Raw genomic sequence first — 19,946 nt, 5'->3', positions numbered from 1 at the left:
GACGAAGTTTTCCGATGACGTTGTTCCGAAGTGTTGTATGCGTAGTCGCGCTGGGCTGCGCGCTGCCCGCGCTGGGCGATACCGTCTGGCTGAAGAATGGCGATCGCCTGACCGGCATTATCAAGGCGTTCGACGGTGGCAAGTTGGTTCTCCAGACGCCGTACAGTGGCGAGCTGTCGATCAGTTGGTCGAGCGTGGCGACCCTCGAAAGCGACCAGGCGGTGATGGTCAAGCAGAGCCGCTACGAGGGCGAGGTCGCCCGCTCCCTGCAAAGTGCCGAGGAGGGCCATGTGACCCTGGCCAACGGCGAGCGCCCGCGGACCGTGCCGCTGTCCAGCATCCAGCAGATCCTCAGGCCCAAGCCGCTGCTCACCGACCTGAGCTGGAAGGGCTCGGTGGATGTGGCCTTCAACTACAAGGATGGCGCGAGCCAGACGGAAGACCATAACGTCAAGCTCGCCACGTCGGCCCGCCACGGTCGCTGGCGGCACAATGCCGGGGCCGAGTACAACCGTGAGCTGAGCAATGACGTCGAGGTCGAGGACAACTACGACCTGGAGTACGCGCTCGACCATTTCGTCAGCGATCAATGGTTCTGGCAGGGTCGTTTCGACTACCAGCGCGACAACCTCGGCGACATCGAGCGCCAGCGCCAGCTGGGTAGCGGCCCCGGTTACCAGTTCTGGGACAACGAGCTGGGCGCCTTCTCGCTGGCCTCGCTGATCAACCGCAGCGATTACGACTATGCCAACGGTGAGAACGACAGCTTTCTGTCGGTGGGGCTGAAATGGCAGTACAACCGCTACCTGCTGGGCAAGCGCTTCGAGTTGTACAGCAAGGGCGAGGTCGGCAAGCCGCTGGACAGCGTGGCCGACTACTCGCTGGACGCCGAGGCGGGGGTTCGCTACCGGGTCACCGACTGGGCGTGGCTGAACGTGCGCGCCGAGAAGGACATGGTCAAGGGCGGCAAGGACAATGCCAGCCTGAACGAGCAGCGCTACCTGTTCGGGGTTGGCGTCGGCTGGTGAGATGTGCCGGCTCCGCGGGAGCCGGCAGCGGGAGGACGGGATTACAGGCGCAGGCCGCCGTCCAGCTCCAGGATGCGACCGGTGAAGTAGTCGTTCTCCAGGATGTAGGCCACCGAGTGGGCGATTTCCTTCGGCTGGCCGAGGCGCTGCAGCGGAATGCCCGAGGTCATCTTGGCCAGGGCTTCGGGTTTCATGCTGGCGACCATCTCGGTCTCGATGAAGCCCGGCGCAACACCACCCACGCGGATGCCGTAACGCGCCAGCTCCTTGGCCCACACCACGGTATCGGCCGCAACGCCGGCCTTGGCGGCCGAGTAGTTGGCCTGGCCCATGTTGCCGGCCCGGGAGATCGAGGAAATGTTGACGATCGCCCCCTGGCACTTCAGCTCGATCATCTTGGCCGCCACCTCGCGGGTGCACAGGAACACGCCGGTCAGGTTCACGTCGATCACCGACTGCCACTGGGCCAGGCTCATCTTGCTCAGCTCGCCGTCCTTGACCTTGATGGTCAGCCCGTCGCGCAGGATGCCGGCGTTGTTCACCAGGCCGTGCAGGGCGCCAAAGTCGGCAGCCACCCGGGCGACCATGCCGGTGACCTGCTCTTCATTGGCCACGTTGCACAGGTAGGCGCGCGCTTCGCCACCGGCCTTCTGGCAGGCCGCCACGGCCTCGTCCAGCTTCTCCTGGTTGAGGTCGACCAGCGCCAGCCGGGCGCCGCGGGCCGCCAGGTACTCGCCCATGGCGCGCCCCAGGCCCTGACCGCCGCCGGTGATGATGATGACTTTGTCCTTGAGTTCCATGTTGTGCCCCTTGAAGTACTGCGGGTGGTTGCCTCGCGCGGGTGGCCAGCGGCTATGCTGGGCCTCCCCATCCGTTTCCCACGGGTTCAGCGAGGAGTCGAAATGAGTGCCAAGGCCGCGAAGCATGCCCGAGAACTGCTGCTCAAGGAATACCGTGGCATGTTGGCCACCCACTCCAAAAAGATGCCGGGCTTCCCGTTCGGTTCCGTCGTGCCCTATTGCCTGGATGCCGACGGGCGACCGCTGCTGCTGATCAGCCGCATCGCACAGCACACCCACAATTTGCAGGCCGATGGGCGCTGTTCACTGCTGATCGGCGAGCGTGATGCCGAGGATATCCAGGCCGCCGGCCGGCTGACCCTGCTTGCCGAGGCTCGGCAGTTGAATGAAGAGGGGGCCATCGAGGCGGCCGCCGCGCGCTACTACCGCTATTTTCCCCAGTCGCGGGATTACCACCGCATCCATGACTTCGATTTCTGGTTGCTCGAGCCGGTGCGCTGGCGCTTTATCGGCGGCTTCGGGTCGATTCACTGGCTGGAGGCCGTTTCCCAGGCCAATCCCTTTGCTGGCGAGGTGGAGCAGGGCATGCTGGCGCACATGAACCGCGATCACGCCGCAGCGATCGACCATTACCTGTCCCTGGCGGGCATTCCGGGTGAGGCTGCGGAGATGGTCGGCATTGATGCCGAGGGTTTCCACCTGCGCGTCGGGTCGCGGCTGCACTGGCTTCCGTTCCCAACATCCTGTAACAGTCCGCTGGAGGTTCGTCAGGCCCTGGTGCAGCTGGCGCGGGCCGCGCAATGGCCGGAACGGGACGAACGCAGCGGTTGAATTCCCGGCCCCGCACCGTCATCTAATGGGCATTCGGAGCGTTGCTCCCCTTTCAGAGAAGTTGTGATGCGTGTCTTTCTGTTGCTGTTCCTGCTGTTTCCCCTGCTCGAACTGGCCGTGATGATCAAGGTCGGCGGCTCCATCGGGGTGCTGGGCGTGCTTCTGCTGATCATCGGCGCAGGCATTCTCGGCGTCATGCTGATCCGCGTGGCCGGACCGGCCATGGCCCTGCGCGCCCGCGAGCGCCTGGCGCGGGGCGAGATGCCGGAAGCTGCCATGCTCGAAGGCCTTATGCTGGCTGTCGGTGGCCTGTTGCTGCTGTTCCCCGGTTTCATTAGCGACGTGCTGGCGGTGGTCTGCTTGCTGCCGATGACCCGCAACCTGCTGCTGCGCAAGCTGCGCCAGAAGGCCGAGGAGCAGGCGCGCCGTCAGCGCGCCTTCGCCGATGACCTGGCAGCGCGCCAGTCGCAGCGCACCAACGTCATCGACGGCGAGTACAAGCGCCACGACCGCTGACGTTCCTCCGGGGTGAAATTTTCTTCATCCCCGCCCTTGAAATGCGCTTGCCTGTCCCTATCTAGCTGTCACCGCAAGGTTTCTGCTTCGGCAGAGCAGTTTTCGCGGCGCGCCAGGGGCGCGCCGCTCCGGCCTCGCCGGAATCACTAACGGGTCGGTGGGTTCACCGGCTGCAAGCAACTACTTGGGAGAAATCGACAATGGCACTTCGTCCCCTGCATGACCGCGTCGTCATCCGTCGCAGCGAAGAAGAAAGCAAAACCGCTGGCGGCATCGTGCTGCCGGGCTCGGCCGCCGAGAAGCCGAACCGCGGTGAAGTCGTTGCCGTAGGCGCTGGTCGCGTTCTGGACAATGGAGACGTTCGCCCGCTGGCCGTTAAGGTCGGTGACAAGGTGGTGTTCGGCCCCTATTCCGGCAGCAACGCCATCAAGGTTGACGGCGAAGAACTGCTGGTGATGAGCGAGAACGAGATCCTCGCCGTCATCGAAGGCTGATACCCGCTTACGCATTCATCCCTGTAACGAATTCGAGGAAAGAACATGGCTGCCAAAGACGTAAAGTTCGGTGATTCCGCCCGCAAGAAGATGCTCACCGGTGTCAACACCCTGGCCGACGCGGTCAAGGCCACCCTCGGCCCGAAGGGCCGCAACGTGGTGCTCGAGCGCAGCTTCGGCGCGCCGCTGATCACCAAGGACGGCGTGTCCGTCGCCAAGGAAATCGAACTCAAGGACAAGATCGAGAACATCGGCGCCCAGTTGGTGAAGGACGTGGCCTCCCGCGCCAACGACCAGGCCGGTGACGGCACCACCACCGCCACCGTGCTGGCCCAGGCCATCGTCACCGAAGGCCTGAAGTCCGTGGCCGCCGGCCTGAACCCGATGGACCTCAAGCGCGGCATCGACAAGGCCACCGCTGCCGTGGTCGCCGAGCTGAAGAACCTGTCCAAGCCCTGCGCCGACAGCAAGGCCATCGCCCAGGTAGGCACCATCTCCGCCAACTCCGACGACTCCATCGGCAACATCATTGCCGAAGCCATGGACAAGGTTGGCAAGGAAGGCGTGATCACCGTTGAAGAAGGCTCGGGCCTGGAGAACGAACTGTCCGTGGTCGAAGGCATGCAGTTCGACCGTGGCTACCTGTCGCCCTACTTCATCAACAAGCCGGACACCATGGTGGCCGAGCTGGACAACCCGCTGCTGCTGCTGGTCGACAAGAAGGTCTCCAACATCCGCGAACTGCTGCCGGTGCTGGAAGCCGTGGCCAAGTCCGGCCGTCCGCTGCTGATCGTTGCCGAAGACGTGGAAGGCGAAGCCCTGGCTACCCTGGTGGTCAACAACATGCGCGGCATCGTCAAGGTTGCTGCCGTGAAGGCGCCGGGCTTCGGCGATCGCCGCAAGGCCATGCTGCAGGACATTGCCATCCTCACCGGCGGTACCGTGATCAGCGAAGAAGTCGGCCTGAGCCTGGAAGGCGCCACCCTGGAGCACCTGGGTAACGCCAAGCGCGTGGTCCTGTCCAAGGAAAACACCACCATCATCGACGGTGCCGGCGCGCAGGCCGACATCGAAGCTCGCGTGGCGCAGATCCGCAAGCAGATCGAAGAAACCACCTCCGACTACGACAAGGAAAAGCTGCAGGAGCGTCTGGCCAAGCTGGCGGGCGGCGTTGCGGTGATCAAGGTTGGCGCAGCCACCGAAGTCGAAATGAAGGAGAAGAAGGCTCGCGTCGAAGACGCCCTGCACGCTACCCGTGCGGCCGTCGAAGAAGGCGTGGTGCCCGGCGGCGGTGTGGCCCTGGTGCGCTGCCTGAGCGCCATCGCTGGCCTCAAGGGTGTCAACGAGGAGCAGGACGCCGGTATCAACATCCTGCGTCGCGCCATCGAAGCGCCGCTGCGCCAGATCGTCACCAACGCCGGTGACGAAGCATCCGTGGTGCTGGACAAGGTCAAGCAGGGCTCCGGCAACTTCGGCTACAACGCCGCGACCGGCGAGTACGGCGACATGATCGAAATGGGCATCCTGGACCCGGCCAAGGTCACCCGCAGCGCGCTGCAGGCGGCCGCTTCCATCGCCGGTCTGATGATCACCACCGAAGCCGTGGTCGCCGACCTGCCGGAAGACAAGCCGGCTCCGGCCATGCCCGACATGGGCGGCATGGGTGGCATGGGCGGCATGATGTAAGCCGACCGGTCCCAAGCGCTGTATTGAAAGCCCCGCCTTGTGCGGGGCTTTTCTTTTTTGCGTGGCAGGCCCGCGAGGAATCCGGGCCGGTGGGCTACGTTCAGAAGCGAATGCATCGCCGCGAGCGCCCGCCATGTCCGATACCTTCTCCTTCCTGCTCGGCAGCGACCCGACCGGCCAGCCAGTCGGCCAGCCGCTGCGCCTGACCAACCGCCATGGGCTGATCGCCGGCGCCACCGGCACCGGGAAGACCGTCACCTTGCAGCGCTTGGTGGAAAACTTCAGCGATGCCGGCGTGGCGGTGTTCGCCACCGACATCAAGGGCGACCTGTGCGGCCTGGGTGTGGCCGGCCAGCCGACTGGCAAGGTCGCCGAACGCATTGCCAGCATGCCCTGGCTGGCGCACCAGCCGAAGGCCTATCCGGTAACGCTCTGGGATATCCAGGGTCGCAGCGGTCATCCGCTGCGCACCACCTTGAGCGAAATCGGCCCGTTGCTGCTCGGCAACCTGCTGGAGCTGACCGACAGCCAGCAGGCCGCGCTGTACGCGGCCTATCGGGTCGCCGACCGGGAGGGCCTGCTGCTGCTCGATCTCAAGGATCTCAAGGCCCTGCTGAACTACCTCCAGGGCAATCCGCAGGCGCTGGGTGAGGATGCGGCGCTGTTCACCCGGGCTTCCGCCCAGGCGCTGCTACGCCGCTTGGCCAGCCTGGAGCAGCAGGGCGCCGAGGCGCTGTTCGGCGAGCCGGCCCTGCGACTGGAAGACCTGTTGCGCCCGACCGCCGATGGACGCGGCATGGTTCACCTGCTGGATGCCCGGGGACTGGTGCATGACGCCCCGCGGGTCTATGCGACCTTCCTGCTCTGGCTGCTGGCCGAACTGTTCGAGCAACTACCCGAGCGTGGCGACGCCGAGCGACCGCTGCTGGCGCTGTTCTTCGACGAGGCGCACCTGCTGTTCAACGGCACGCCCCGTGCCTTGCAGGAGCGCCTGGAACAGGTGGTGCGGCTGATCCGCTCGCGCGGCGTCGGGGTGTATTTCGTCACCCAGTCGCCCGGTGATCTGCCGGATACCGTGCTTGGCCAGCTGGGCATGCGTATCCAGCACGCGCTGCGCGCCTACACGGTGCGCGAGCAGAAGGCCCTGCGCGCGGTGGCCCAGGGCTTTCGCCCCAACCCGCACATCGACACCCTGGCGACACTGACCGAGCTGGGCATCGGCGAGGCGCTGGTGGGTACGCTGGACGAGAAGGGCACGCCGGCACCGGTGCAGCGCGTGGCGATCGCGCCGCCGCAATCGCGCATCGGTCCGCTTGGCGAGAATGAACGCGCCCGGCTGCTGAGTGACTCGGCGTTGGCCGGTCGTTACGAACGAACCCTGGATCGCGAGTCGGCCTACGAACTGCTGGCGGAACGGGCAGACGATGCGGCCCGGGTGAAGGAAGCGAGCAGCGCATCCGCGTCGCCGGTGACCGATATGCTGGGTGACTTCCTGCAGCGCACGGTACAAAGTGCCGTGCGGCAAACGGCCAGCCAGCTGGGTCGGCAACTGGTGCGCGGCCTGCTGGGTTCGCTGCGTGGCAGTGGCAAACGCTGAATCAGTTGCTGGTTTTGCCAGCCTGCTCCTCGGCGGCCTTGCGCAAGTCCTTTTCCATGCGCTCCAGTTCGCGCTGGAAAACCTGGTCGGAAACGGTGGATTTCTTTCGCCAGGGCTTGCGGCCCGGGTCCGGCTGGGCGGCGTAGGTGATCACTTCTCCGCCGTACACATCCTTATATCGGTTGGCCTGGCGTTCGAGTTCGGCACGCAGCTCTTCTTTGGTCACGAGTTACCTGTTTGCGATAAACATTGATTGGGGTGACGGACACAGTGACAACCGGCGGAAAAGTTTCCTCGCCATGAAGTCGGTTAACGGCTGGAAAGTATATCGCTGGCAATTGTTGTTGGCAGGTTGCCGGCATAAAAAAGCCATGGTTGCGCCAGTTTTCAATGCGTGCGTTCCGCAGCATTGCAGAGTGCCGGCAGCAGGGTGTGGGAAATGGCCTGCCGCACTTCCGGGTGCAGTGTGGCGCTTCCGGCCAACAGCTGTTCCACCAGGTGGCGCAGCTCCCTCGCCCGCTGCGCATCAAGGCCCCGTACCGCCTGTTCACAGGCCTCCGCCGGGCTGGTCTGCGAAGGTATTTCAAGGCCGACGGCGTTCAGGTACTCACGAAAGGCTTCTGCGTCAATATAGGGAGCGGCTGGCATTGTGCAGGATTCCCGGGAACGATTTCGATGCTGAAAAGATAGTTCCGTGTGTACGCCTGCGCGAATCTCCGACAGGCGTTGCGGGTGGCTGTCGGAAGACATCTGTCGAGCCCTCTTTGCCGCTGGCCACCCGCTGCGTATTTCCATTATCGTAGCGGCTCCGTTGATATGCCCCTGGAAGTCATGATGTTGGAAGAAACCCTCGAGCAAATGGAGCAACTCATTGGCGATCTGCTCGCGCAGAACCAGCAGTTGCTGGCCAGTCAGACCGAGTTGACCGAAGCCCTGGCGCAGATCAAGGAAGAAAACGACACCCTGCAGCTGCAGGTGCTGGAAATGGAAGAAAAGCAGGGTGCCGTGGTTGCGCGTCTGCAGACCATGCTGCAGCGGGCCGGCAAGCTGACCAGTGTCGGTCAGGCCACCGGCGTTGGTAGTGTCATCGCCAGCGCATGAACAGCGATAACGCAGTCTCGGTTCTGAGCTTCTTCGGCCGCGACTATGCTCTCAAGGCTCCGAGCGGGAAGCAGAAGCTTCTCGAGGAATCGGCTGCGTTGTTGCGCGCACATATTGCGGACATTCAGCAGAAGCGCCCGGCCATGCGCTCGGACGAGTTGCTGCTGCTGGCGGCGCTAAGCGTCTGCTCCGCTCATCTGGAAATGCAGGAACAGCATCGGCAGCAGCTGGAATCGGTGGAGCAGCGGCTCATGGCCACCCGAGACCGGATCCAGCTGCAACTGGATCTGGCTGCCGGCTGACCGGCGCGCGAAACTGGCAGTCGCGCGATATCGGTCGATAATCGGCTGGGCCCAGCCTTCTTCCCCATGAGGATTCTTTGATGAAGCACCCAGCTCTTGCGAGCCTGGCGATGGTCGTGGCGCTGTCCGGCTGCGCCAACTCCGGCGTGACCATGAACGACGCCGTACAGGTGGCCTCGGCCATCAATACCGCGACACCCAATGCAGGCACCTCCGCCACCCGGACCACCATCACCGAACTGCTCAATGTGTTCGCCGCCACTCCGGTTTCCGGTCAGCAGGCACTGGGCGGCACTGCCGCGCTGCTCGGTCTGGCGCAGAGTCAGCTGGGTGGCAACCAGTATGCCCAGCTTGCCCAGCAGGTGCCGGGCCTGCAGCAGATCACCGGCAGTAACGCGGTCAGCCAGCTGAACGCGCTGGGCATGCTGAGCGGCAAGAGCAATCAGCAGTCGTTGCTCAGCACTGCGCTGGGCAACACCGGCAGCCCGGCAGGGGTCAGCCAGGCGTTCTCCGCGCTGGGCATGGACACCAGCATGGTGGGGGTCTTTTCCCAGCTGCTGCTGCAGTATTTCGGCAGTGAGGGGGTCAGTACGCCGCTCCTGCAGAGCCTGGCCAGTGTCTGGGGCGTTCAGCGCTGAAGCGTGCGAAAACAAAAAAACCGGCCACTGGGCCGGTTTTTTCATTGAAGCTGGAGCGGGCGATGGGAATCGAACCCACGTCATGAGCTTGGGAAGCTCAGGTAATGGCCATTATACGACGCCCGCAAAGGCGGCCTTTTTACCAGAAGGCCCGGCAAAAAAGAAGCCCGCCGGTGCCCGGTTTGCAACCATTCGCTGATCGGACGAGTCCACACAGTGATCTCACCACCACCGCGAGGGATCTGTCATGCGCCTGCCGATCATGGCCCTGCTGGGCTCCACTCTTGTGCTGTCCGCCTGTGCCGGCCAGCCCTCCTCAGCGACTGCGGAGCAGGCGCTCAACCGCTATGGCGCCAAGGCTCAGTTCCAGCATTTCCGGCCGCTGCAGCCGGACTTTCGCGACGCGCCGGCCGGTGAATACCGTCTGGTCCAGGCCCGCCGTTACGAAGGGCGCGGACAGGTGAGCCACTACCGCTGGCGGCGCGAGCCCCTGGAGTGAGCGGGACTGGCAAGCGCGCCGGTCGGTGCGGGCTATTGGCATTGTGCTGCGTCTGGCTGCCCGCCTGGGGCTGGGACGTGGCCGAGATCGGCCGGCGCGCCGAAGTCCTGTACGGCCCGCAAGCCGAGGGCAGTCAGCGCCTGGAAGCCTGGTGGCGGCTGCTGGCTGAACAGCGTGACCGTGACGTCGAGGAACAGCTACACGCCGTCAACGGCTTCTTCAATGACACCCTGCGTTTCGATGACGACCGTCGTATCTGGCAGCGCATCGATTACTGGGCCACGCCGGTCGAGTCGCTGTACCAGGGCGCGGCCGATTGCGAGGACTACGCCCTGGCCAAGTACGTCAGCCTGCGCCAGCTCGGCGTACCCATGGAGCGCCTGCGCCTGACCTACGTGAAAGCCTCCGGGCAGGCACACATGGTGTTGGCCTACTACGCTGAACCCGACGCAGACCCCTGGGTGCTGGACAACCGGATCACCGCTGTCCTGCCCGCCAGCCAGCGGAGCGACCTGCAACCCGTCTACGCCTTCAACGGCGAAGGGCTGTGGTATGCGGATCGCCTGGCGGGCGATAGCCAGGGTTTGTCGCGCTGGCAGGAGGTGCTGCACCGAATGCGGCGCGAGGGGTTCCCGTCCCTGGTTCAGCGCTAGGGCTCGCATGCCGCGCTGGGCGCACAACGGAATTGGTCCAGGAGAAAGGGATGTCACTCTTCAAGCAACGACTGCTGGCCATCGGCCTGTTCCTGATCGTGGCCTATACGGGCAATTTACTGATCAGCCTGGAAAGTTCGCGCGAGCAGCAGGTGGCCCAGCTGCGTTCCCATGCCCAGAATGCTGCGACGGCGCTTGGCCTGTCGCTGGGCAACCATGTGGACGACCCGCAAATGACCGAGCTGCTGGTCAGCGCCATTTTCGACAGCGGCTACTTCGAGCACATCCGCGTGGTCGATCCCGTCGGTGAGCAGGTGCTGGCGACGCGGGAGGCGATTGGCGAGCAGGCATTGGTCCCTGCCTGGTTCGCACGTCTGATCGATCTGCCGGTAGTCCAGGCCGAGGCGCTGGTCAGCCGGGGCTGGCAACAGGCGGCGCGGGTGCAGGTCGCCAGCACACCGCGCTTCGCGCTGGCCACGCTCTGGCATGCGGCGCTGGGTAGCCTGTTCTGGCTGGCGCTGTGCGGCGTGATCAGCGCATTGCTTGGCGGCTGGCTGCTGCGCTATCAGTTGCGCCCGCTGGACGCCCTGGTCGACCAGGCCGAAGCGCTCGAGCGTCGCGAATTCGTCAGCCAGCCGAAGCTGCCGGCCAGCCCTGAGCTGCGCCGTGTGGTCAGCGCCATGAACCATATGGTCGCGCGGCTGCGTGGGCAGTTCGAAGAGCACGCCCGTAACGTCGAGGCGTTGCGTGACGAGGCCTATGTAGACCCGCTCACCGGTCTGGCCAACCGCCGCAGTTTCGAGATGCGCCTGAGGGCCCGGCTGGCCGACGAAGAGGCGGTACGCCATGGCTTTCTCGCCGTGCTGCGCATCCGCGACCTGGCCGGACTCAACCAGCGCCTTGGTGGCGAGCCGGTGGACCGTCTGATCTGTCATCTGGCCAGCCTGCTGCGCGAACGCTGCGCCGAGCTGCTCCAGCCGGCGTTGCTGGCGCGGATACGCGGTGGCGAGTTCGCCCTGTTGCTGCCGGGGCTGCTGGCCGATGAGGCCGAGACGCTGGCCGAGCGCCTACAGTCCGATCTGGACGACCTGCGTGCCACGACACGCGAAGGGCCGCTGGCGTACCTGGGCCTCGTGCCATTCGGCGCCGGAGATGACATGCAGGCCCTGATGCGCCTGGCCGACGAGGCGCTGGCAGCCATCGACGGATTGGCCAGTACCCAGTGGCATCGGTTGCAGCGCAGCGATCTGGACGACACCCTGGAGGAGCGACACCTGTGGCAGGCACGTCTGGAGCAAGCGCTGGAACAGCGGCGTTTCCTGCTGCATTTCCAGCCAGTGGTGGAGGCCCGCGATCCGGACAATCTGCTGCATTACAAGGTGGTGGCGCGCCTGCCCGATGCCCAGGGCCGCTGCCTGCCGGCCGGGCGTTTCCTGCCGTGGCTGGAGCGCTTCGGTTGGATGGCGCGCTTCGACCGGGTGATGTTGTCGCTGGTGCTGGAGCAGATGGGCAGTCACCGCCTGCCGCTGTCGCTGAGCCTGTCAGCCGCCAGTCTGGAGTCGGCCCAGGCCCAGGCAGATCTGCTGGCGCTATTGCGTAGGCACACTGCGCTGAGCTCGCGCCTCACCCTCGAACTGGCCGGCAACCGGCCGTTGCCGGCGGCGCAGCTGGAGTCGCTGGCCCACAGCCTGCGGCGCCTGGGCTTCGCCCTCAGCCTGCAGCATTTCGGTGGACGTTTCGGTGTGCTGGGCAGCCTCTCGCGCCTCGGGCTGGCCTGGCTGAAGGTGGATGGGGGCTACATCCAGCATATCGACCGCGAGGAAGACAAACGCCGCTTCCTCGCCGCGCTGCAGCAGACCGCCCGCAGCATCGACCTGCCGCTGATCGCCGAGTGGGTGGAAACACCGGAGGAGCTGCAGGTGCTGCGCGTGCTGGGCTTCCAGGGGGGCATGGGCCGGTTGTTCGGCGAACCGGCACCCTGGAACGCGTTGCCCACCGGCGTGCCGGTGCCCGATCAGGCGTGATCCACCCGGATTAGCGGATCGGCGCCGGCGATCAGGCTGTCCAGGTTGCGGCCTGCCACGTCCACGCCCTCCAGGCGAATCTGCAGATCAGCCTGGCCCCCGGCGTTTAACTGGCCGGTCGAGCTGACCAGCAACACGGCATCGCCGCCATCGGCGAACAGCTTCAGGTAGTCGTCGAGGTTGCCGGCATGCTCACCTTGCAGCAGGTCGCGCAGGTCCAGGCGATCCCCTTCCTGGGCGTTGAAGTCATGGATGCGGTCCCGGTCGGGCGCTCCGGCACTGCCAGCATCACCTTGGCGCCAGACGAACAGGTCCGCGCCGGTTCCACCGAACAGCTGATCGCTGCCGGCGCCGCCGCGCAGGATGTCGTTGCCACCCTGGCCATACAGCACGTCATTTCCCGCGCCGCCGTCCAGCAGATCGTGCCCGCCCCGCGTATCCCCCGCCAGATGCAGTTCGCCGTGGTGCTGCTTGATGTAGTCGTACAGCTGCGCGGCGGTGGGTGGCGTGCCCTGGCGCAGGCCGAGGAACGCCTCTAGGGCCGCCAGCCCGGAGCCATCCGGCAGGTGGTCCGGCCGCTGTGGATTGCCGTCGACGCCCCAGGGCAGGCGGTCGGTGTTGATGACATCGCCGAACAGGATGTCGTTGCCGGCACCGCCACTGATCCAATCGTTGCCGACCGCCACCGGCTCACTCACAGGCCGACCAGGTTGCAGAGCCGCCTGCAGGTCCTCGGCACGCTCGATAATCGTGGCTTCGCCCGCCGGGCCGCTGACCCAGCGGGGAATACCATCGGAATCGGCCAGCCACATGCCGCGCTCGCCGGTGGCTTGGCTGTTGTCGAAATAGGCGAGTTGCCCAGCGCTGACCCCCTGGCCCATGCCGATGGCATGCACGGTGCTGATGGCCGCCAGCGGCGCGAAGGCATCGATGGTGTGCTGCAGCGTCTCCGCGCTGACCGAGGGCCCGCCGCCCGCCAGGTTGCCGGTGTAGGGGTCGTAGTACTGGGTCGGGTTGCCGTCGGTCAACAGGTAGGTGAGGTTCTCGTGGCCCTGTGTTGGCTGCTGGGCGAACCAGGCCGTGGCAGTCTCGAACCCTGCCTGGTAGTTGGTGCCGGCACTGTAGTCGAAATGTTCGGGCCCGAGGCTTGCCAGATCTGCCAGCCACTGGTCGAGGCTGGCGTCGTCCAGTCCGGCGAGGCTGAGCTGCAGGGTGACATGGGAGGCGAAGCCGATCACTGCGAGGTTGATCACCCCGTCGTGTCCGGTGAGCTGCGGTGCCAGGTTGAACAGGGCTTCGCGGACCAGCTCGATGCGTGATGCGCCGGCGTCGCCGCTGGGGGCAGCCATGCTGCCCGAAGTGTCGATGAGCAGGACGATGTTGTAGTTCTGGCCAGGTTGCAGGGTGGTCTGGGTGCCGCCGCTGTCGCCGAGCAGGATGTCGTTGCCGGCGCCGCCGGGTACCTCGTTGTCGCAGTTCGGGTTCTCGGGGATCGTCAGCGTGCCTTGCGTGAGGGTGAAGCGCTGGGTATCGGAGGTGTCGGCATCGGGCAGGCCGCCGTTGTCGCGGACGCGGAAGTCGAAGCTTGCCTGGCCGTCGGCGCCGGGCAGGTAGTGCAGCCGTCCGGCAGCGATGTCGGCGAAATCGATGGCCTGGCCGGCGCTGACCGGCTGGCCGTTCAGCAGCAGGCTGCCGCAGGCGGGCAGGCTGTCGATGATCAGTTGCAGCGGCTCGTGCTGCTGGCCATTGGCTGCGTCTCGCGCGTCGTTGAAGGGGAAATCCTCCGGACTGAACCGGTAGGCCTGGCCGAGATCCAGGCTGACCTGCACGTCGGCCGAGGCCGGCGCGTCGTTGGCGGGCAGGATGTCGATGCGCAGGCTCGATTCGACGATCTGCCCGCCGCTTTCGGCCCGGTAGTGGATCTCCGGGAGGCTGCCATTCCAGTCCGGCGCCGGGATGAAGGTGTAGTGGCCATCGGCATGCAGCACCAGACTGCCCTGGCCGGGCAGCTCGACGCGGCTGCCGGCGGCATGGATCTGGTCGCCGATGCGGAAGTCCAGCAGGCGCAGGGCGGAGCCGGCCTCGAACAGGCTGCCCTGCAGCGCGCGGTCCTCGAGACCCTGCTGGTGCGTCGGGGCCGGCGCGCCTGGCCCCTCGTCAGCGCCTGGGGCACGGGGCTGACGACTCTCCTCGATGCCGTCCAACCGCCGCGCCAGGGTCAGGTCATCGACGGCAAAGCCACCACTGACCTCCACTTCGCCGCCCACGGTATCGAGGATCACAAAGCTGCGCCGCCCGCCGGCGGCCTTGCCGGGCTCGTCCGGCGTGGCAGGGCCGGCGGCGGGTGGCTCGAACATCAGGGTCGGATCGACGCCCGCCAGCATGGGGTAGTGGATCTCGCGCATCTGCTGCACCGCCTCGCCGACATGGTCGGGGTTGCGCGGGCCGCGCGGCTGGATCCACTGGCTGTCGCGGCCGAGGTCGAGCATCCGGCCATCCGTCAGGGCCAGGGTGATCATGTCCTCGCTGGACAGGCTGATGATCTGCTCCCCTTCGTAGACCCGGGCGCCCTTGCCGAGCAGGCGGCGCAAGCCGTCGGGCGAGCGCGCGTAAACCTGACCGATCACGGTATGGACGATGGCGTAGGTGGGGGCCATGGGAATCTCTCCTTGATTCGGTGACGGACCTGTCGGTAGCGCTACAGGCCTGGGCGTGAACTGCCGCTCCTCACTTATAGTCGAGACCGGTAGGTTGTGTGCCGCTTCCTTGACATTCCGCCGGACCCTTGTCTATGCCTTTGTGCATCTGTGCAGCGCTCTGCCTGTGGCCCGCTTGGGCGCTGGCAGCGCGTCAGGCGAACGGATCGCCGCCGCACGGCATGCAAGGCCTACTCGTGAACAAGGATGTCCCACCATGCGCAAGTCTCTTCTCGTCGTCCTCCCCTGTGCCCTGGGGCTTGCCGTGCCAGCCCAGGCGCAGAGCCTGCCGCAGGCGGTGCAGCAGGCTCTGGAGGTCCATCCGGAAGTACGCGCCGGGGTGAACGGCCGCCTGGCCGCCGACTACGAGCTCAAGGCCGCCCGCGGCGGTTACTGGCCAAGGGTCGACCTGTTCGCGGGCTATGGCCGCGAGGGAACCGACGAACCCGCCACCCGGCGGGGCGATGACGACCACTGGACCAGCCTGACCCGTAGCGAATCCAGCCTGCGCATCCAGCAGTTGCTGTTCGATGGCTTCGCGACCGCCAACGAGGTGCAGCGCCGCAAGGCCGGGGTCGACTCGCAGGCGCATGCCCTGCAGGCGACCGCCGAGCGCACCGCGCTGGAAGTGGTCGAGGCCTATCTGGACGTGCTGCGCCGCGAAGAACTGGTGCGCATCGCCAATGACAACCTGCGCGCCCACCAGCGCGTCTACGACCAGATCCGCCTGCGCAGCGAGCGGGGCGTGGGCAGTGCCTCCGACCGCGACCAGGCCGACGCGCGCCTGGCCCAGGCACGCAACAACCTGACCACCGAGCGCACCAACCTGGCCGATGCGCAGGTGAATTTTTTCAGTCGGGTCGGCCGTCATCCGGAAGACCTGTCCCTGCCGCCGGGGCTGCCCGGCCATCTGCCGGCCAGCCTGGAGCAGGCGCGTCTGCGCATGATCGACAACAACCCGCTGCTACGCGCGGCCGATGCGGACATCCGCGCCGCGGAAAGCCAGTACGAGGCGGCCCGCGCCGGCTTCTATCCACGCATGGACGTCGAGCTGTCGCACAGCGCCGACAACAACCTGGATGGCCAGCGGGGTCACGTGAACGAATGGCAGGCCATGTTGCGCATGCGCTACAACCTGCTGGCCGGTGGCAGTGACCGGGCTCAGCTGGAGGCGCGCTCCTACCAGGTCGCCCAGGCCTGGGACGTGCGCATCAACACCCTGCGTCTGTTGAGCGAGGACCTGGGCCTGGCCTGGAACGCCCTGCGCAATGCCCGCGAGCAGAAGGCCGTGGCCTTTGATTACGTGCAGTACAGCGAGCGGGTCAAGGAGGCCTACCAGAAGCAGTTCAGCCTCGGTGACCGCACGCTGCTCGATCTGCTCGACAACGAGAACGAACTGTTCGCCGCCCAGCGTCGATTGGTGGACCTCACCTATACGGAGCTGTACAGCCATTACCGCATCAAGGCGGCCGAAGGTGAGCTGCTGCAGAGCCTCGGGGTGGTGCCACCCATGGAGGCTGTGGCGCTCAGCTCGCCCACACCGCGGCGGGACGACCTGCTGCCCAGCCTGAACTGACGGCGCGGCGCCGGTGGGCATACAGGTCGCGCACGCGGGCGTAGGTGCGCCGCTGCACGAAACGGACGATCCGCTGCTCGATGGCCTGCTGCTGCTTTGCCAGCTGTGGGACCGGGCGATCAGTCGAGGCCAGCTGCTCAGCGGGTTGCCGTTGCCGGCGCAACGGTTGACCGCCGAATTGCTACCCCGTGCGGCGGCCCGCGCAGGGTTGCAGGGGCGCTGGCTGAACCGCTCGCTGGGCGGCATCTCGGACGTGGCGCTGCCGGCGCTGCTGTTGCTGGACAATGGCGGTACTGCGGTGCTGCTGGAGCTGGGTGAGTGCCGGGCGCGAATCCTGGCCAGCGAAAGCGCCGGGGGCGAGGTCAGTATCGATCGTGCCGAACTGGAGGTCCGGTACAGTGGCCGGGTGTTCTTTGCCCAGCCCCGGCACGCCTTCGACTTGCGCCCGGAATCACTGATTCCGCGCACCCATGCCTGGTTCCGCGATACCTTGCTGCACTCGCGCTGGCTATACGCCGACGCCGTGGTCGCCAGCCTGCTGATCAACCTGATCGGCCTGTTCGCGCCCCTGTTCGTGATGAATGTCTACGACCGGGTGGTGCCCAACCAGGCGCTGTCTACGCTCTGGGTCTTGGCCATCGGCATCGTCGGTGCCTATGGCTTCGAATTGCTGCTCAGGAGTCTGCGCGGCCTGAGTCTGGACCTGGCGGGCAGGAAGACCGATCTGATCGTTTCGGCCACCCTGTTCGAACGCATTCTCGGCATGCCGTTGAGCCTGCGTCCGGCGCGGGTCGGCAGTTTCGCGCAGAACATCCATGACTTTCAGGGCCTGCGCGACTTTCTCTCCTCGCTGACCCTCACCAGCCTGATCGACCTGCCGTTCTGCCTGCTGGTGCTGCTGGCCATCGCCTGGCTGGGCGGTCCGCTGGTCTGGGTGCCGCTGCTGGCCTTCCCGCTGGCACTGGGTCTGGGCTGGCTGCTGCAGGCGCCACTCAGGAAGAGCCTCGAGCGCAGCATGGCACTGGCCGCCGAGCGCCAGTCGACGCTGATCGAGACCCTTGGCGGGCTGGATGCCCTGAAGGTCAACAACGCTCAGGGCGAGCGTCAGCATCATTGGGAACAGACCATCGGCACCCTGGGGCGTCTGGAATTGCGCACCCGCCAGCTCTCCAGCCTGGTGCTGCACCTGGGGCAGGCGGTGCAGCAGTTGAGCGGCGTGGTGCTGATTGTCTGGGGCGTACACCTGATCATCGGCGGTAGCTTGAGCATGGGCAGCCTGATCGCCTGCTACATGCTCAATGGCCGTGCGCTGGCGCCGCTTGGGCAGTTGTCCGGATTGCTGACCCGCTACCAGCAGGCGCGGCTGACCAAACGCAACGTCGACCAGATGATGGCGCTGCCCCAGGAGCGCCCGGGCGGCGAGCGTGCGCTGGAGCCGCACCGGCTCAAGGGCGAGATCGAGTGTCGACAGCTGAGTTTTCGCTATCCGGGTCAGCCGGAAGCGGCGCTGCGCGATCTCAACCTGCGCATCGCCCCTGGTGAGCGCGTCGCGGTTCTCGGGCGCAGTGGATCGGGAAAGAGTTCGCTGGCCCGCCTGCTGGTTGGCCTGTATGAGGCCGAAAGTGGCGGTTTGCTGCTCGACGGCCTGGACATCCGCCAGTTGGACATCGCCGAGGTGCGCCGGCAGATCGGCTATGTGCCCCAGGATATCCAGCTGTTCAGCGGCACGCTGCGCGACAACCTGGTGGCCGGCGCCCGCCAGGTCAGCGACGAGCGCATCCTGCAGGTGGCCGAGCTGGCCGGTGTACAGGCCTTCGCCCAGTTGCACCCGCAGGGCTACGGGATGCCGGTGGGCGAGCGCGGACAGCAGCTGTCCGGCGGCCAGCGCCAGCAGGTGGCGCTGGCGCGGGCCCTGCTGCTGGACCCGGCGCTACTAGTGCTCGACGAGCCGACCAGTGCCATGGATGCCGGCGGCGAGGAGCGCCTGATCCAGCGCCTGCGCCCGGCTTTGGTGGGCAAGACGCTGCTGCTGGTCACCCACCGGACCTCGCTGCTGGCCCTGGTGGACCGGGTGCTGGTGCTGGAACGCGGCCGTCTGCTGGCCGATGGGCCGCGCGAGGCGGTGCTCGCCGCGTTGCGCGAGGGACGCCTGTATGGCGGCTGATGCCTACGGGCTGATGCCCGACGTGCGCCAGGCGCAGGACGAGGATCTGCCTCGCATGGCGCGGCTGACCCTCTGGTCCCTGCTGGGCTTCTTTGTGTTTGCCGGGCTCTGGGCGCACTTCGCGGTGGTGGATGAGGTCACGCGCGCCGATGGCAAGGCAATTCCCTCGTCGCGCCTGCAGAAGATCCAGAACCTGGAGGGTGGCATCGTCGCCGAGCTGTTTGTGCGGGAAGGGCAACTGGTGGAGGCGGGGGCGCCCCTGGTGCGGCTCGACGACACCCGTTTTGCCTCCAGCATGGGCGAGACCGAGGCGGACCGGCATGCCCTGCTGCTGCGCATCGAGCGTCTGGAGGCGGAAGTGCAGGACCGTGAGCCGGTGTTTCCCGCCGCACTCGAACAGGCGGTGCCGATCCTGGCGCGCAGCGAGCTGGCGTTGCACGCCGGGCGCCGGCGCCAACTGCGCGAGGAGATCGCGGGTCTGGAAGCCCAGCTGGAGCAGCGCCAGCAGGAACTGCGCGACTACATGGCCCGCCGCGGGCAATACAGCGCCAGCCTGGCGCTGCAGGCCGAGGAGATCCGCATGTCCGAGCCCCTGGTAGCCGAGGGGGCGATTTCGCAGGTGGAAGTCCTGCGGCTACGCCGGGCCGAACTGGAGACTCGTGGACAGCTGGAGGCCACCCGTCTGGCCATCCCGCGCGCCGAGGCGGCGATCCGCGAGGTGGAGCGCAAGGTCGACGAGACCCGGGCACGCTTTCGCAACGAGGCGCTGGGCCGCCTCAACGAGGCACGCGCCGAACTCAACAAGCTCGCCGCCACCGGCCGGGGGCTGGAAGACCGCTTGCGGCGCACGCTGGTCACCTCGCCGGTACGCGGCATCGTCAAGCGCCTGCAGGTCAACACCATCGGCGGCGTCATCCAGCCGGGTAGCGACCTGGTGGAAATCGTGCCGCTGGACGACCACCTGTTGATCGAGGCGCGCATCCGCCCGCAGGACATCGCCTTCCTGCATCCCGGCCAGGCGGCGATGGTGCGCTTTACCGCCTACGACTACACCCTGTACGGCGGACTGCCGGCGCACCTGGTGCAGATTGGCGCGGACACCGTCAGCGACGAGGAGGGCAACAGCTTCTACCTGGTGCAGCTGCGTACCGAACGCAGCCACCTGGGCAGCGAGGAGGAACCTCTGCTGATCATCCCGGGCATGATCGCCTCGGTGGATATCGTCACCGGGCGCAAGAGCATTCTCAGCTACCTGCTCAAGCCGATCATCCGTGCGCGCAGCGAGGCGTTTCGCGAGCGTTGATGAGCATTCCCGGGGCAGGTCGTTCTCGGTCACCGCCG

19 protein-coding genes and 1 tRNA gene are annotated in these 19,946 nt (G+C 66.3%); 15 read left to right on the top strand and 5 right to left on the bottom strand.

All coding sequences use genetic code 11. The features are described 5' to 3' along the window. Window positions 1-14 precede the first annotated feature (14 nt). Window positions 15-1,028 (top strand): DUF481 domain-containing protein, encoded by a 1,014-nt coding sequence (locus SF06_RS08115; RefSeq protein WP_039560730.1) that lies wholly within the window; start codon window positions 15-17, stop codon window positions 1,026-1,028. Window positions 1,029-1,069: 41 nt separating this feature from the next. On the opposite strand, the gene SF06_RS08110 is transcribed toward SF06_RS08115, so the two are convergent. Beyond that, on the bottom strand, window positions 1,070-1,828 hold the full coding sequence (locus SF06_RS08110) for an SDR family oxidoreductase (protein ID WP_027590772.1): 759 nt from the start codon (window positions 1,826-1,828) through the stop codon (window positions 1,070-1,072). Window positions 1,829-1,930: 102 nt separating this feature from the next. Here SF06_RS08110 and SF06_RS08105 point away from each other — a divergent pair, with 102 nt between their 5' ends. The 5 genes from SF06_RS08105 (at window position 1,931) to SF06_RS08085 (ending at window position 6,952) form a co-directional block, all read left to right on the top strand. After that, entirely contained in the window at window positions 1,931-2,659 is a 729-nt protein-coding gene (locus tag SF06_RS08105) for a HugZ family pyridoxamine 5'-phosphate oxidase (protein WP_039560728.1), read from the top strand. 66 nt (window positions 2,660-2,725) lie between these two features. After that, complete coding sequence (locus tag SF06_RS08100; protein WP_027590774.1) at window positions 2,726-3,175, top strand: FxsA family protein; 450 nt, start codon at window positions 2,726-2,728, stop codon at window positions 3,173-3,175. A gap of 200 nt (window positions 3,176-3,375) precedes the next feature. Further along, on the top strand, window positions 3,376-3,669 hold the full coding sequence (locus tag SF06_RS08095) for a co-chaperone GroES (RefSeq protein ID WP_039560726.1): 294 nt from the start codon (window positions 3,376-3,378) through the stop codon (window positions 3,667-3,669). Window positions 3,670-3,714: 45 nt separating this feature from the next. Then, window positions 3,715-5,355: a chaperonin GroEL gene (gene groL / locus SF06_RS08090; RefSeq protein ID WP_027590776.1), complete on the top strand. Its 1,641-nt coding sequence runs from the start codon at window positions 3,715-3,717 to the stop codon at window positions 5,353-5,355. A 133-nt stretch (window positions 5,356-5,488) separates the two neighbouring features. Next, entirely contained in the window at window positions 5,489-6,952 is a 1,464-nt protein-coding gene (locus SF06_RS08085) for a helicase HerA-like domain-containing protein (protein WP_039560724.1), read from the top strand. Window position 6,953: 1 nt separating this feature from the next. On the opposite strand, the gene SF06_RS08080 is transcribed toward SF06_RS08085, so the two are convergent. Both SF06_RS08080 and SF06_RS08075 read right to left on the bottom strand, forming a co-directional pair. After that, on the bottom strand, window positions 6,954-7,178 hold the full coding sequence (locus SF06_RS08080; protein ID WP_027590778.1) for a hypothetical protein: 225 nt from the start codon (window positions 7,176-7,178) through the stop codon (window positions 6,954-6,956). A gap of 161 nt (window positions 7,179-7,339) precedes the next feature. Continuing rightward, a complete protein-coding gene (locus SF06_RS08075) occupies window positions 7,340-7,702 on the bottom strand; it encodes a hypothetical protein (protein WP_437123604.1) in 363 nt (120 codons plus the stop codon). Window positions 7,703-7,768: 66 nt separating this feature from the next. On the opposite strand from SF06_RS08075, the gene SF06_RS08070 reads away from it, so the two are divergent. The 3 genes from SF06_RS08070 (at window position 7,769) to SF06_RS08060 (ending at window position 8,993) form a co-directional block, all read left to right on the top strand. Next, window positions 7,769-8,053 carry a hypothetical protein gene (locus SF06_RS08070; RefSeq protein WP_234702686.1) on the top strand — a complete coding sequence of 95 codons (285 nt, stop codon included), beginning with the start codon at window positions 7,769-7,771 and terminating at the stop codon, window positions 8,051-8,053. After that, the gene (locus SF06_RS08065) at window positions 8,050-8,355 is read left to right on the top strand and encodes a cell division protein ZapA (protein WP_027590780.1); all 306 of its coding nucleotides are present in this window, start codon (window positions 8,050-8,052) and stop codon (window positions 8,353-8,355) included. Before SF06_RS08070 ends, SF06_RS08065 begins: the two co-directional genes overlap by 4 nt. Before the next feature lie 80 nt (window positions 8,356-8,435). Then, complete coding sequence (locus SF06_RS08060) at window positions 8,436-8,993, top strand: DUF2780 domain-containing protein (protein ID WP_039560719.1); 558 nt, start codon at window positions 8,436-8,438, stop codon at window positions 8,991-8,993. A gap of 51 nt (window positions 8,994-9,044) precedes the next feature. Here SF06_RS08060 and SF06_RS08055 read toward each other — a convergent pair. Next, window positions 9,045-9,119: transfer RNA gene (locus SF06_RS08055), tRNA-Gly, on the bottom strand. A gap of 121 nt (window positions 9,120-9,240) precedes the next feature. On the opposite strand from SF06_RS08055, the gene SF06_RS08050 reads away from it, so the two are divergent. Genes SF06_RS08050 through SF06_RS08040 form a run of 3 tightly spaced genes read left to right on the top strand, consistent with a single transcriptional unit; the run spans window position 9,241 to window position 12,169 of the window. Next, window positions 9,241-9,492, top strand: coding sequence for a hypothetical protein (locus SF06_RS08050; RefSeq protein WP_027590782.1), 252 nt, complete (start codon window positions 9,241-9,243; stop codon window positions 9,490-9,492). 35 nt (window positions 9,493-9,527) lie between these two features. Continuing rightward, on the top strand, window positions 9,528-10,145 hold the full coding sequence (locus SF06_RS08045) for a transglutaminase-like cysteine peptidase (protein ID WP_052199758.1): 618 nt from the start codon (window positions 9,528-9,530) through the stop codon (window positions 10,143-10,145). A gap of 50 nt (window positions 10,146-10,195) precedes the next feature. After that, complete coding sequence (locus SF06_RS08040) at window positions 10,196-12,169, top strand: bifunctional diguanylate cyclase/phosphodiesterase (protein WP_039560713.1); 1,974 nt, start codon at window positions 10,196-10,198, stop codon at window positions 12,167-12,169. On the opposite strand, the gene SF06_RS08035 is transcribed toward SF06_RS08040, so the two are convergent. Next, window positions 12,160-14,826: a retention module-containing protein gene (locus SF06_RS08035; RefSeq protein ID WP_039560712.1), complete on the bottom strand. Its 2,667-nt coding sequence runs from the start codon at window positions 14,824-14,826 to the stop codon at window positions 12,160-12,162. The genes SF06_RS08040 and SF06_RS08035 overlap by 10 nt on opposite strands. Before the next feature lie 256 nt (window positions 14,827-15,082). Here SF06_RS08035 and SF06_RS08030 point away from each other — a divergent pair, with 256 nt between their 5' ends. Genes SF06_RS08030 through SF06_RS08020 form a run of 3 tightly spaced genes read left to right on the top strand, consistent with a single transcriptional unit; the run spans window position 15,083 to window position 19,908 of the window. Next, window positions 15,083-16,441: a TolC family outer membrane protein gene (locus SF06_RS08030; protein WP_039560710.1), complete on the top strand. Its 1,359-nt coding sequence runs from the start codon at window positions 15,083-15,085 to the stop codon at window positions 16,439-16,441. 13 nt (window positions 16,442-16,454) lie between these two features. Next, on the top strand, window positions 16,455-18,605 hold the full coding sequence (locus SF06_RS08025; RefSeq protein ID WP_052199757.1) for a type I secretion system permease/ATPase: 2,151 nt from the start codon (window positions 16,455-16,457) through the stop codon (window positions 18,603-18,605). Then, entirely contained in the window at window positions 18,595-19,908 is a 1,314-nt protein-coding gene (locus SF06_RS08020) for an HlyD family type I secretion periplasmic adaptor subunit (protein WP_027590787.1), read from the top strand. Before SF06_RS08025 ends, SF06_RS08020 begins: the two co-directional genes overlap by 11 nt. Window positions 19,909-19,946 lie beyond the last annotated feature (38 nt).

This window comes from Pseudomonas flexibilis (assembly GCF_000802425.1).
GTDB lineage: Bacteria > Pseudomonadota > Gammaproteobacteria > Pseudomonadales > Pseudomonadaceae > Serpens > Serpens flexibilis.
Note: the sequence above shows the minus strand (reverse complement) of the source record. Positions and strands in the feature narration are given on the sequence as shown.

Bases quoted from the DNA above. Each gene is read 5' to 3' on its own strand.
- SF06_RS08115 (WP_039560730.1), top strand. From the start codon at position 15: ATGACGTTGTTCCGAAGTGTTGTATGCGTAGTCGCGCTGGGCTGCGCG.
- SF06_RS08110 (WP_027590772.1), bottom strand. From the start codon at position 1,828: ATGGAACTCAAGGACAAAGTCATCATCATCACCGGCGGCGGTCAGGGC.
- SF06_RS08105 (WP_039560728.1), top strand. From the start codon at position 1,931: ATGAGTGCCAAGGCCGCGAAGCATGCCCGAGAACTGCTGCTCAAGGAA.
- SF06_RS08100 (WP_027590774.1), top strand. From the start codon at position 2,726: ATGCGTGTCTTTCTGTTGCTGTTCCTGCTGTTTCCCCTGCTCGAACTG.
- SF06_RS08095 (WP_039560726.1), top strand. From the start codon at position 3,376: ATGGCACTTCGTCCCCTGCATGACCGCGTCGTCATCCGTCGCAGCGAA.
- groL (WP_027590776.1), top strand. From the start codon at position 3,715: ATGGCTGCCAAAGACGTAAAGTTCGGTGATTCCGCCCGCAAGAAGATG.
- SF06_RS08085 (WP_039560724.1), top strand. From the start codon at position 5,489: ATGTCCGATACCTTCTCCTTCCTGCTCGGCAGCGACCCGACCGGCCAG.
- SF06_RS08075 (WP_437123604.1), bottom strand. From the start codon at position 7,702: ATGTCTTCCGACAGCCACCCGCAACGCCTGTCGGAGATTCGCGCAGGC.
- SF06_RS08070 (WP_234702686.1), top strand. From the start codon at position 7,769: ATGCCCCTGGAAGTCATGATGTTGGAAGAAACCCTCGAGCAAATGGAG.
- SF06_RS08065 (WP_027590780.1), top strand. From the start codon at position 8,050: ATGAACAGCGATAACGCAGTCTCGGTTCTGAGCTTCTTCGGCCGCGAC.
- SF06_RS08060 (WP_039560719.1), top strand. From the start codon at position 8,436: ATGAAGCACCCAGCTCTTGCGAGCCTGGCGATGGTCGTGGCGCTGTCC.
- SF06_RS08050 (WP_027590782.1), top strand. From the start codon at position 9,241: ATGCGCCTGCCGATCATGGCCCTGCTGGGCTCCACTCTTGTGCTGTCC.
- SF06_RS08040 (WP_039560713.1), top strand. From the start codon at position 10,196: ATGTCACTCTTCAAGCAACGACTGCTGGCCATCGGCCTGTTCCTGATC.
- SF06_RS08035 (WP_039560712.1), bottom strand. From the start codon at position 14,826: ATGGCCCCCACCTACGCCATCGTCCATACCGTGATCGGTCAGGTTTAC.
- SF06_RS08030 (WP_039560710.1), top strand. From the start codon at position 15,083: ATGCGCAAGTCTCTTCTCGTCGTCCTCCCCTGTGCCCTGGGGCTTGCC.
- SF06_RS08020 (WP_027590787.1), top strand. From the start codon at position 18,595: ATGGCGGCTGATGCCTACGGGCTGATGCCCGACGTGCGCCAGGCGCAG.